At 63.7% G+C, this 11,912-nt stretch carries 7 protein-coding genes and 1 pseudogene; 6 read left to right on the top strand and 2 right to left on the bottom strand.

Annotation, left to right across the window (positions count from 1 at the left end):
- Positions 1–163: 163 nt before the first annotated feature.
- Positions 164–1,132: an Mrp/NBP35 family ATP-binding protein gene (locus tag WG908_RS13250; protein WP_340187060.1), complete on the bottom strand. Its 969-nt coding sequence runs from the start codon at positions 1,130–1,132 to the stop codon at positions 164–166.
- A 72-nt stretch (positions 1,133–1,204) separates the two neighbouring features.
- Between WG908_RS13250 and hflK the strand changes: the two genes are divergently transcribed.
- From hflK to WG908_RS16570, 6 genes and pseudogenes are all read left to right on the top strand, one after another.
- Positions 1,205–2,317, top strand: a complete 1,113-nt coding sequence (gene hflK / locus WG908_RS13245) for an FtsH protease activity modulator HflK (RefSeq protein WP_340187059.1) — start codon at positions 1,205–1,207, stop codon at positions 2,315–2,317.
- The gene (hflC, locus tag WG908_RS13240) at positions 2,317–3,162 is read left to right on the top strand and encodes a protease modulator HflC (protein ID WP_340187058.1); all 846 of its coding nucleotides are present in this window, start codon (positions 2,317–2,319) and stop codon (positions 3,160–3,162) included. The genes hflK and hflC overlap by 1 nt, the downstream gene beginning before the upstream one ends.
- A 107-nt stretch (positions 3,163–3,269) precedes the next feature.
- On the top strand, positions 3,270–4,775 hold the full coding sequence (locus tag WG908_RS13235) for a Do family serine endopeptidase (protein ID WP_340187057.1): 1,506 nt from the start codon (positions 3,270–3,272) through the stop codon (positions 4,773–4,775).
- 132 nt (positions 4,776–4,907) lie between these two features.
- On the top strand, positions 4,908–6,539 hold the full coding sequence (locus tag WG908_RS13230; RefSeq protein ID WP_340187056.1) for a helicase HerA-like domain-containing protein: 1,632 nt from the start codon (positions 4,908–4,910) through the stop codon (positions 6,537–6,539).
- A 65-nt stretch (positions 6,540–6,604) separates the two neighbouring features.
- On the top strand, positions 6,605–7,018 hold the full coding sequence (locus tag WG908_RS13225; protein ID WP_340187055.1) for a hypothetical protein: 414 nt from the start codon (positions 6,605–6,607) through the stop codon (positions 7,016–7,018).
- Positions 7,019–7,022: 4 nt separating this feature from the next.
- Positions 7,023–7,431, top strand: a pseudogene (locus WG908_RS16570) (VOC family protein).
- Between the two features lie 152 nt (positions 7,432–7,583).
- Here the strand turns inward: WG908_RS16570 and rpoC are convergent.
- Positions 7,584–11,840 carry a DNA-directed RNA polymerase subunit beta' gene (gene rpoC, locus WG908_RS13210; protein ID WP_340187054.1) on the bottom strand — a complete coding sequence of 1,419 codons (4,257 nt, stop codon included), beginning with the start codon at positions 11,838–11,840 and terminating at the stop codon, positions 7,584–7,586.
- Positions 11,841–11,912: the final 72 nt, after the last annotated feature.

Raw genomic sequence — 11,912 nt, 5'->3', positions numbered from 1 at the left:
AGGCAGCGCCCCGTCCGGTGAACAGCCCTCTAGGCCCGACCCCGAAAACCGTCAAGCGCTTTTTTGCAGCGCCGGAGGAAATTCTGTGCCCGATCCCGCGATGCGACCGGCGACGACCGGTGTGCCCGGGAGCGCATTTATCGAAGGACGCGCGCCTTTCCCTTCATCGCGCGGCAAGCCAGGCCGCGAGCCGACGAGCGATGGCCAGGAAAGAGGCGGCATGCTCGTCATCCCCCGCAGCCGGCGGCGCGCCGGCATCCGATGCCTGGCGAATCGCGATATGCAGCGGGATCCGGCCAAGAAAATCCATGCCCATCTGGGTTGCCGCCGCTTCCGCCCCGCCCTGCCCGAACGGATCGGACACCTCGCCGCAATGGGGACAGGCGTAACCGGCCATGTTTTCCACCAGCCCGATCAGCGGCACATGCGCCTGTTCGAACAGGCTGACCGCGCGCGTCGCGTCGATCAGCGCCAGATCCTGCGGCGTGGACACGATGATCGCCCCCGCCGGCTTGTGCTTCTGAATCATCGACAACTGGATATCGCCGGTGCCGGGCGGCAGGTCCACGATCAGCAGGTCGACGCCCGCATCTTCCCACCGTGCATCGAGCAGCTGGCCGAGCGCATTGCCGACCATTGGCCCGCGCCACGCGATCGCCTGCCCCGGTTCGATCAGATGCGCCATCGACAGCATCGGCACGCCAGCCGCGCCGATCACCGGAACCATCCGGCTGTCGCGCGCCGTCGGACGCTGCCCTTCGCTGCCCATCAGCCGCGCCTGCGACGGCCCCTGGATGTCGGCATCGACCAGCCCGACCCGATGCCCCAGGCGCCGCATGGCCACGGCCAGATTGGCCGACAGCGTCGATTTGCCCACCCCGCCCTTGCCCGAACCCACCGCAATGACGCGCAATGACGGTTTTTGCGCGGTAAGCGCGACGCGCACGTCCGTGACCTCCGCCAGCCCCCCTGCCGCCGCGCGGACAGCATCGGCCATGGCGTCGCGCGCCTCGGGCGACAGCCCGGTCACGTCCAGGGCGAGCGTCAACACGCCGTCGCGCAATCGCGGGGTGCTGGCGCGGCCGCCGGTCAATGTCTTCAGCTGGTCGGATAGCGGGGTCAGATCGATCATCCGCGTGCTATTAAGGAATAACGTTGCGAAGGGCACTGTTTTTCGGCGTCGCCTATTCCTATACAGGCCAGCATGAACAGATTTTTCGGGCGGATGCCCGGCTTCGTCAGCGCGATGGTCCAGGGTCCCTGGGGCGGCAAGAATGACGAGCCGGGAAAAGATGGCGATGGAAGCGGCGGGCGCGATGGCGGCCCGCGCAATCCGTGGACGCAACCCACACGTGCGGGCGGCAGGGGCCCAACGGCGATCGACGAATTGCTGCGGCGCGGGCGCGAGAGTTTCGGCCAGGGCGGCGGCGGCTTCGGCGGACTGCCGCAGGGACCGGCGGGCAAGGCGCTGTGGCCGATTGCGCTCGGCCTGATGCTGATATTGTGGCTGGCGCTGACCTGTATCCATCGGGTCGGCCCGCAGGAGCGCGGCGTCGTCACCATGCTGGGCAAATATAGCCGCACCCTGTCGCCGGGAATCAGCCTGACGCTGCCTGCTCCGTTCGAAAGCGTGAACACCGTCGATGTGGAGGAAATCCGCACGATAGATGTCGGGTCGGCTACCGCCGAATCGGAAAATCTGGTGCTGACGGGCGATCAGAACATCATCGACCTCGCCTATTCGGTGCGCTGGAACATCCGCAACCCGGAACTCTATATGTTTCAGCTGTCCGATCCCGACGGCGCTGTCCGCGAAGTTGCCGAAAGCGCCATGCGGTCGGTGGTCGCCAGCGTTTCGCTCGACGATGCGCTGGGCGCTGGCCGAACCGCGATCGAGCAGCAGGTCGAGCTGCGCATGCAGGAAATCCTCGACACCTACCGGTCGGGCATTCGCGTCCAGGGCGTCGCGATCAAGCAGGCCGATCCGCCGGTCGCGGTCAACGATGCGTTCAAGGCGGTGTCCGCCGCGCAGCAGACCGCCCAGACCTACCTCAACGAAGCGCGCGCCGCCGCGCAGCAGGTGACGGCTAAGGCGCAGGGCGAAGCCGCCGCCTTCGACAAGGTCTATGAGCAATATCGCCTGTCGCCCGAAGTGACGCGCCAGCGCATGTATTATGAAACCATGGAGGGCGTGCTGTCCAACGTCGACAAGACCATCGTCGAAACCGGCGGCGTGACGCCCTATCTGCCGCTGCCGGAAATCAAGCGCCGGGCCCAGGCGGCCCCCTCGCCTGCCCCCGCGACGGAGGGCCGGTGATGCCCGCCGCGTTACGCAACCCCATCGCCATCGCGCTGATGGCCATCGCCCTGCTGATCCTGATCGGCAGCACCCTGACCATCGTGCCCGAAACACGCCAGGGCGTGATCGTCCGCTTCGGCGAGCCCAAGGCGATCGTCAACCGCTACCGCCCCAATGAGAAATTCGGCCAGACCGGCGCGGGTCTCATCGCGCGCTGGCCGTTCATCGACCAGATCGTGTGGATGGACAAGCGGGTCCAGTCGGTGGAAATGGAGCGCCAGCAGGTGCTGTCGACCGACCAGCTGCGGTTGCAGGTCGACGCCTTTGCGCGCTATCGCATCGTCGATCCGCTGCGCATGTATATTTCGGCGGGCAGCGCGGAACGGGTGCAGGACGCGCTTCGCCCGATCCTGGGTTCGGCCCTGCGCAACGAACTGGGCAAGCGCCCCTTCGCCGCACTGCTCAGCCCCGAGCGCGGGCAAGTGATGAACAATATCGAGGCAGGGCTTAACCGCGTCGCACGCCAATATGGCGCGGAAATCATCGACGTGCGGATCAAGCGTGCCGACCTTCCCGACGGCACGCCGCTCGAAAGCGCCTTTACCCGGATGCGAACGGCGCGCGAGCAGGAAGCGCTGACCATTCGTGCCCAGGGTGCAAAGCAAGCGCAGATCATCCGAGCGGAAGCCGACGCCAACGCCGCGCGCGTCTATGCCGACAGTTTCGGCAAGGACCCGGCATTTTACGATTTCTACCGGGCGATGCAGAGCTATCGCTATACATTTGCGCCCGAGCGCGGCGGTCAGACTTCTATGGTGCTGTCGCGCGACAACGAGTTCCTGAAGCAGTTCCAGGGCCAGTAGCGCTCTGGAACAAGCCTATTCAATGTGGGTTAAGGAAGGGCGCGGCATCCAGTGATTTCCGTTGGATTCCTCCCCCTTTTCCACCGATCATGAGAGGATCGTCACGAGTGCGTTACGCCTATGCCATTACCGCAGCCCTGCTGCTCGGCGGCACCGCCATCGCCGTCACATCCAGTTCCAATGTCGGTGCGCAAACCGCGCAGAATGAGGGGCTTCAGGCCGCTGCGCCGCAGGGCGCGCCCGCCAGCCTCGCCGACATGGTCGAAAAACTGCAACCTGCCGTGGTCAACATATCGACCAAGCAGCGGGTGCAGGTGCAAAATCCGTTCGCCGGCACGCCCTTTGGTGACCTGTTCGGTCAGGGTCAGGGTGGACGGCCGCAGACGCGTCAGGCGCAATCGCTGGGCTCGGGCTTCCTGATCTCCGCCGACGGCTATATCGTCACCAACAACCATGTGGTTTCGGCCGGCGCGGAGGGCGCAAGCGTCGACAGCATCACCGTCACCATGACCAATCGCGAGGAATATCCCGCCAAGCTGGTCGGCCGCGATCCGGCGACCGACCTCGCCGTGCTGAAGATCAGCGCGAACAAGCCCCTGCCCTTCGTCAAGTTCGGCGATTCGACCCGCGCGCGCGTGGGTGACTGGGTGGTCGCGATCGGCAATCCCTTCGCGCTGTCAGGCACTGTCACCGCAGGCATCATCTCGGCGGTCCACCGCGCCACCGGCGGCACCTACGATAAGTTCATCCAGACCGACGCGTCGATCAACCAGGGCAATTCGGGCGGCCCGATGTTCGACATGCGCGGCAATGTGATCGGCATCAACAGCCAGATTCTGTCTCCCACGGGCGGCAATGTCGGCATCGGTTTCGCGATTCCTTCGGAACAGGCGCTGCCGATCATCGAAACGCTGCGCACCGGCAAGGCGGTCAAGCGCGGCTATCTGGGCATTCAGATCAGCCCGCTTGGCGAAGACATGGCCGAATCGCTGGGTCTCGCCAAGAATCGCGGCGAATTCGTTCAGGGCGTCGAGCCAGGCAAGGGCGCGGACCGGGCGGGCATCAAGGCCGGCGACGTGATCGTGAGCGTCAACGGCGTGGAAGTCACGCCGGACCAGAATCTGTCATCGATCGTCGCCAATTTGCCGATCGGGTCGCGCGCGCCGATCGTGCTGATCCGCAACGGCCAGCGCCAGACTGTCAACGCCGTGATCGGCGAGCGCCCGTCAGAGGATGAATTGACCAGCTTCGCTCAGCCCCAGGACGAAGATTTCGGCCAACAGTCCAATCCCAACAGCAGCGACGCCTCCGCCCAGTCGCTTGGCCTGTCCGCCATCCCCCTGACCCCTTCGATCATCCGCCAGCTCGGCATTCCCGACACGACGCGGGGCATCGTCATAACGGCGGTCGATGCTTCCACCGACGCCGCCGCCAAAGGGCTGCGTCGCGGCGATGTGATCATCACCGCGAACAATCGCCCGGTAGCATCGCAGGCCGAACTTGACGCTGCGGTCAAGCAGGTCGTGGCGCAAGGCCGCAACGCCGTTCTGCTCCAGGTGCTGCGTCGCGGTCAGCCCGTCACGTTCCTGCCGGTACGCATCCGCGACAAGTAAACGACGCTTGCCGAAACGATCCCCAGGCTCGTAGATTGGGGATAGCTTACAAGCCCGTTCGGGCTGAGCCTGTCGAAGACCCACTCTTCGTCAGGCTCGGGGCGAACGGGCTTTTCCTTGGGGAAAAATCATATGACCGACGGTATTTTCCTGGGCCTTGGCGCACCTGAAAAAGCCGGCGGCGTTCCGCAATATCTCAATCTCAGGCGCGCCAACCGCCATGGCCTGATTGCCGGGGCGACCGGCACCGGCAAGACGGTTACTTTGCAGGGCATCGCTGAAAATTTCTCCGCCCTTGGCGTGCCGGTGTTCGTCGCCGATGTGAAGGGGGACCTGTCGGGCATCGCCATGGCCGGATCCCCGACCTTCAAAAATGCCGACAAGCTGGTGTCGCGCGCGAAGGAAATCGGCCTGGAAAACTACAGCTATGCCGACAATCCCGCGATCTTCTGGGACCTGTACGGCGAACAGGGGCACCCGATCCGCACCACCGTCAGCGAGATGGGGCCGCTGCTGCTCGCACGGCTGATGAGTCTTAACGAGACGCAGGAGGGCGTGCTGACCATCGCTTTCCGCTATGCCGACGAGGAAGGGCTGCTCCTGCTCGACCTGGGCGATCTCCAGGCGATGCTTGCCTATTGCGCGGAAAATGCCGACATGCTGTCGGCGCGCTACGGCAATGTGACCAAGGCCAGCGTCGGCGCGATCCAGCGGCAATTGCTCCAACTCGACAGCCAGGGTGGCGCGCACTTCTTCGGCGAACCCGCGCTCGACATTCATGACTTCCTGAAAGTCGACGACCAGGGTCGCGGCTATGTGAACATATTGGCCGCCGACAAGCTGATGCAGAGCCCAAAGCTTTATGCGACCTTCCTGCTGTGGCTGTTGTCGGAACTGTTCGAGACCCTGCCCGAGGTCGGCGACCCGGAAAAGCCCAAGCTCGCCTTCTTCTTCGACGAAGCGCATCTGCTGTTCGATGACGCGCCCAAGGCGCTGACCGACAAGATCGAGCAGGTTGTCCGCCTGATCCGGTCCAAGGGCGTGGGCGTCTATTTCGTGACGCAAAATCCGATCGACATTCCCGAAGAGGTTGCGGGGCAATTGGGCAACCGCGTCCAGCACGCGTTACGCGCCTTCACGCCCCGCGACCAGAAAGCGATCAAGGCGGCGGCGGAGACATTCCGCATCAATCCCGACCTTGACGTCGAAACCGCGATTACCGAACTCAAGACCGGCGAGGCGCTGGTGTCGCTGTTGCAGGAGGACGGTTCGCCCGGCATCGTCCAGCGCACGCTGATCGCCCCGCCCCGCTCCCGCCTTGGCCCGGTAACCCCCAAGGAGCGCGCGATCGTCCAGTCGATCTCGCCAGTCGAGGGCAAATATGACGATGCGGTCGACCGCGAGTCGGCCGAAGAAATTCTCGCCGCGCGCGGCAACGCAGCCGCCGCTGCGGCGCAGGCGGCGAAGGCGCAGGCCGAGTCCGACAAGGCCGCCGCCGCGCAGGCCAGGGCCGAGGCAAAGCAGCGCGAGCAGCAACTCAAGGAACAGGCGCGGCTGGATGCCGCCGCCGCGCGCGAGGCGGCGAGACCTGGAACGCTGGAAAAGGTGGTACAGTCCGCGACCCGCTCCGCCGCATCCTCGGTCGGGCGGCAGGTAGCCAATGAACTGGGCCGCGCGGTGTTCGGCGGATCGAACCGCAGGGCATCGGGCGGCGGGATCGCGGGCAAGCTGGTGCGCGGCATTTTGGGTAGTTTGTTCAAGTGATCTGGCGCACACTCGCGCGGACCACGTCGCGATAGAATGGCCGCATTGATTGCAGGAGAATTGCCATGCTTACCCGAACCGGTCGCCTGTCGATCGCTCTGCTGCTGACGGGCGTTCTGACCCCCGCGATGGCGCAGACCGGCTATGACCGTCGCGCCTACAGGCGTGCGGTCGATGCCGCGATCATCAGCGATATAGCGAAGGACCGCCAGGCCGAGCGCGACGCGAGGCGCGCGCCCTATGCAAGCCCAGGCTACGGTTCGATCAGAACGGCGCAAGCCGCGCGGGAGGCCTGCGGCGCGGAAGCCCGGCGAGACGTCGGCGGCGGCGCGAAGCTGCTGGGCGCGCCGGTGGCGCGGACGATGTCGACTGGTTGGGAGGTCGAAGGCGATCTGGACGTGGGCGACGGCAAGGGGGCCCTGCCATTCGTATGTTCAGTGCGGAACGGGTCGGTTAGCGGGGTTTTGTTGGGGGAATGAGGGCATGGACACGCCAGCCATCCGCGGCCTCAACCATTTGACACTCGCGGTAGCGAACCTTCCCCGATCAATTCATTTCTATCGCGACATCCTTCTGCACCTTGCGCGCTCAGTGGCAAGAGGGAGCATATCTTGAAGCAGGAGTGCTGTGGCTGTGCTTGTCGCTCGAACCAACCGTTAACGCTCGCGAAGACTATACGCATTTTGCGTTCGACGTAGAGGAAGAAGGCTTCTGCCAGTTGAAGGAGCTGATCGTGCGCCATGCTATCGTCTGGAAAGATGATGTCAGCGAGGGTCACTCTCTCTATTTTCTGGATCCCGATGGGCACAAGCTGGAATTGCACATCGGGACGCTCAACACTCGATTGGCGCATTATGCGCGGGCTGGAATGAACGTCAGCATCTTCGAATAGCCCAGTCTCGGCGGACATCCTTTCCACTCCCGCCAAAAATGAAAACCCGCCGGATCGTCAGATCCGGCGGGCCTCGTCATCGACCCATCGGGTCGAAGGGCTGGGAACCGCTCCCCATGTAGGAAGCGGCTCCTTTCATTTCAAATAACAACTCAATCAATGTCCTGCGTGGTAAAGTCTTCCCCCTGAACCGCACCCAGCGGATCGTCGCCAATCGCGGCTTCGGGACCCTGAGCCAGTTCGGCGGCATGTTCTTGCGCCGCCGTCCTGGGCGCGATCAGGTCGACCTGGGCAGAGGCGCGCATCGCGGCCCGCAGCGCCGCGTCGCGGCTGGAGGCCGCCACGCGCAGGCGATTCATGCCGGCGCCCGTGCCCGCCGGGATCAGCCGACCGACGATGACATTTTCCTTCAAGCCGACGAGCGTGTCCTTCTTGCCCTGGACCGCCGCTTCGGTGAGGACGCGGGTGGTTTCCTGGAAGGACGCGGCCGAAATGAAGCTGCGGGTCTGCAAGCTCGCCTTGGTGATGCCGAGCAGCACCGGCTTGCCTTCGGCGGGCAACATGCCCGCGCCCAGCTTGGCGTTGATCTCGTTCATCTCCTCGCGGTCGACCTGTTCGCCGACCAGCAGCGTGGTGTCGCCCGACACGGTGATCTCGACCTTTTGCAGCATCTGACGAACGATCGTCTCGATATGCTTGTCGTTGATCTTCACGCCTTGCAGTCGATAGACTTCCTGGATTTCAGCGACCAGATATTCGGCGAGCGGCTCGATACCGAGCACTTCGAGAATATCATGCGGATCGGGCGAACCGCCGATCAGATTGTCGCCGCGCTTGACGAAATCGCCTTCCTGGACGTCGATCACCTTGCTCTTGGGGATCAGATATTCCACCGGTTCGCCGCCATCCTCGGGATTGATGGCGATCTTGCGTTTCGCCTTGTAATCCTTGAGGAACTGGACGCGGCCCGACACCTTGGCAATGATCGCATTGTCCTTGGGCTTGCGCGCCTCGAACAGTTCCGCAACGCGCGGCAGACCGCCGGTGATGTCGCGGGTCTTGGCCGCCTCGCGCGATACACGCGCCAGCACGTCACCCGCCGCGACCTGCTGGCCATCCTCGACCGACAGGGTCGCGCCGACCGCCAGCATATAGCGTGCGGCTTCACCCGAACCATCATCCAAGAGAGTCAGGCGCGGACGCAGATCCTCCTTGGTGCGGGTCGCGCCGCGATGCTCGGTGACGACGCGCTGGGCGATGCCCGTCGCTTCGTCGGTCTGTTCGGTCAGCGTCTTGCCGTCGATCAGGTCGACATATTTGACGATACCCGGCTTCTCGGTGATCACCGGCATGGTGAACGGATCCCATTCGGCGATCCGGTCGCCCTGCTTAACAGGCGCGTTGTTTTCGAACAGGATGGTCGCGCCATAGGGCAGGCGATGAACCGCGCGTTCGCGACCTTCGCTGTCGATGATCGCCAGTTCGCCGTTGCGAGCCAGCGACAGGCGGCGGCCACGGCTGTCCGTGATCGTCGGCATGTCGCGCAGTTCCAGCGTACCGTCCGACACCGCTTCCAGGTTCGACGTTTCGTTGAGCTGGGCCGCGCCGCCGATGTGGAAAGTCCGCATCGTCAGCTGGGTGCCAGGCTCACCGATCGACTGCGCCGCGATGACGCCGACCGCTTCGCCGATGTTGACCGGCGTGCCGCGGGCAAGATCACGGCCATAGCATTTGCCGCAAACGCCCATCGTGCTTTCGCAGATCAGCGGGCTGCGGATCTTGACGGCCTGGGTGCCGATCGCTTCGATCTGCGCGATCATGGCTTCGTCGAGCAGCGTGCCGATGGGGATGACGACGCTGTTGTCCTTGGTGTCGACGATGTCCTCGGCCGTGGTGCGACCCAGGATACGCTCGCCCAGCGACGCGATGGTCGAACCGCCCTGGATGATCGCCTTCATTTCCAACGCCTTGTCGGTACCGCAATCTTCCTCGACGATCGTGCAATCCTGCGACACGTCGACCAAGCGGCGGGTCAGGTAACCCGAGTTCGCCGTCTTGAGCGCGGTGTCCGCCAGGCCCTTTCGCGCGCCATGGGTGGAGTTGAAATATTCAAGGACGGTCAGGCCCTCCTTGAAGTTCGAGATGATCGGCGTTTCGATGATCTCGCCTGACGGCTTGGCCATCAGGCCGCGCATACCCGCCAGCTGCTTCATCTGCGCCTGGGACCCGCGCGCACCCGAATGCGCCATCATGTAGATGGAGTTGATCGGGGCCATGCGGCCCGTCTTGGGATCCTTGGGCTGGGCGCGAATCTCGTCCATCATCGCGTTGGCCACCACGTCGCCGCAACGACTCCAGGCGTCGATCACCTTATTGTACTTTTCCTGCTGGGTGATCAGGCCGTCCTGATATTGCTGTTCGTAATCGGCCACCAGCGCCTTGGTGTCATCGACCGTGCCGACCTTGGAATCGGGGATGACCATGTCGTCCTTGCCGAACGAAATGCCCGCCTGGAACGCGTGGCGGAAGCCCAGACCCATGATGGCGTCGGCGAACAGCACCGTGTCCTTCTGGCCGGTGTGGCGATAGACTTGGTCGATGACGTCGCCGATTTCCTTCTTGGTCAGCAGGCGGTTGACGACGTCGAAAGGCACACGGTGCGACTTGGGCAGGCACTCGCCCAGCAACATGCGACCCGGCGTGGTTTCGTAACGCTTCATATACTGTTCGCCGGCCTCGTCCGTTTGGGGGACGCGGCTGATGATCTTGCTGTGCAACGTCACCGCCTTGGCGAACAGCGCCTGATGCACTTCCGACATGTCGGACAGCAACATGCCCTCGCCCGGCTCGCCTTCACGCTCCATCGACAGATAATAGATGCCCAGCACCATGTCCTGCGACGGCACGATGATCGGCTTGCCGTTCGCGGGCGACAGGATGTTGTTGGTCGACATCATCAGGACGCGTGCTTCCAGCTGGGCTTCAAGGCTCAGCGGAACGTGAACGGCCATCTGATCGCCATCGAAGTCGGCGTTGAAGGCGGAGCAGACCAGCGGGTGAAGCTGGATCGCCTTGCCTTCGATCAGCACGGGCTCGAACGCCTGGATGCCAAGGCGGTGGAGCGTCGGCGCGCGGTTCAGCATCACCGGATGCTCGCGGATCACCTCGTCCAGGATGTCCCAGACTTCCTTGCGCTCCTTCTCGACCCACTTCTTGGCCTGCTTGAGGGTCATCGACAGACCCTTGGCGTCGAGCCGCGCGTAGATGAAAGGCTTGAACAGTTCGAGCGCCATCTTCTTCGGCAGGCCGCACTGGTGCAGCTTGAGTTCCGGGCCGGTCACGATGACCGAACGGCCCGAATAGTCGACGCGCTTGCCGAGCAGGTTCTGGCGGAAGCGGCCCTGCTTGCCCTTGAGCATGTCGGACAAGGACTTGAGCGGACGCTTGTTGGCGCCGGTGATGACGCGGCCGCGGCGGCCATTGTCGAACAGTGCGTCAACGGCTTCCTGCAACATGCGCTTTTCGTTGCGGACGATGATGTCCGGCGCGCGCAACTCCATCAGCCGCTTCAAACGGTTGTTGCGGTTGATGACGCGGCGATACAGGTCGTTGAGGTCCGAGGTCGCGAAACGGCCGCCATCCAGCGGAACGAGCGGGCGCAGTTCCGGCGGTATGACCGGCACGACGTCCAGAATCATCCATTCGGGGCGGTTGCCCGATTCCAGGAAGCTCTCGACGACCTTGAGGCGCTTGATGATCTTCTTCGGCTTGAGTTCCGACTTCGTCGTCGCCAGCTCTTCGAGCAGGATCTGCTTCTCGCCCTCAAGGTCGAGGTCCATCAGCATCTGCTTGACCGCTTCCGCGCCGATGCCGGCGGTGAAGGCGTCTTCGCCATATTCGTCCTGGGCGTCGAGCAGCTCGTCTTCGTTCAGAAGCTGATACTTCTCCAGCGGGGTCAGGCCCGGCTCGGTGACGATATAGCTTTCGAAATAGAGGACGCGCTCAAGCTGCTTGAGCTGCATATCGAGCAGCAGGCCGATGCGGCTGGGCAGCGATTTGAGGAACCAGATATGCGCGACCGGGGCGGCCAGCTCGATATGGCCCATGCGTTCGCGACGCACCTTCGACACGGTCACTTCGACGCCGCACTTCTCGCAGACGATGCCCTTGTACTTCATCCGCTTGTACTTGCCGCACAGGCACTCATAATCCTTGATCGGACCGAAGATGCGCGCGCAGAACAGGCCGTCGCGCTCGGGCTTGAACGTGCGATAGTTGATGGTTTCGGGCTTTTTGATCTCGCCGAAGGACCATGACCGGATACGCTCTGGCGAGGCAAGGCCGATCTGGATCTGGTCGAAGGTTTCCGGCTTGACGACCGGGTTGGCGAAGTTGGTCAGTTCGTTCATCTTTTCATTCCCTCATGAGGGCAAATTTTCGGGCGGAAGAGAAGGGACGCCACCACAGCGGCGCCCGCAACC

Origin of the sequence: Sphingobium anseongense, assembly GCF_037725245.1 — a bacterium.
Taxonomy (GTDB): domain Bacteria; phylum Pseudomonadota; class Alphaproteobacteria; order Sphingomonadales; family Sphingomonadaceae; genus Sphingobium.
Note: the sequence above shows the minus strand (reverse complement) of the source record. Positions and strands in the feature narration are given on the sequence as shown.